Origin of the sequence: Streptomyces apocyni, from assembly GCF_009739465.1 — a bacterium.
GTDB classification, from domain to species: Bacteria; Actinomycetota; Actinomycetes; order Streptomycetales; family Streptomycetaceae; genus Streptomyces; species Streptomyces apocyni.
In genome coordinates, this window is record NZ_WHOM01000029.1 from 1 (window position 1) to 448 (window position 448).

Here is a 448-nt window from a genome sequence, read left to right on the forward strand (position 1 = left end):
GAACCAGCTCACGCTCATCGGCCACCAGCAGGTCCAGACGCGAGACAGGCTGGTCCGGGTCGTCGGCCAGGATCTCCAGAACGCGCTGGAAGCGGTCCAGGATACGTGCGGCCGCATCGCGGTCGAACACGTCGGCACGGTGGTCCAACCGCAGCCTCAGCCCATCACCAGGAATCACCGCCAAACTCAACGGATAGTGCGTCGCATCCCGCGGCTCGACATCCGTGACCCGCAGCCCGGTGCCCGGCAGCTCCAGGACGTCCGCATCCAGCGGGTAGTTCTCCAGGACGGCGAGGGTGTCGAAGAGTTCACCTCCCCCGGCCAGGCGCTGGATGTCGGTGAGGGTCAGATGATGATGGGCCATCAGCCCGGACTGCTGGTCCTGCAACTGGGCCAGCAGGTGGCCGACAGTGGTGTGCGGGTTCAGGCGTACGCGAACGGGGAGGGT

Annotated in this window: 1 protein-coding gene; it reads right to left on the bottom strand. The window is 66.7% G+C overall.

The window, feature by feature from the left end; all coding sequences use genetic code 11:
• Positions 1-448: condensation domain-containing protein (locus tag GCN81_RS00115; protein WP_231626282.1), on the bottom strand; the 448-nt coding region annotated here is incomplete at both ends.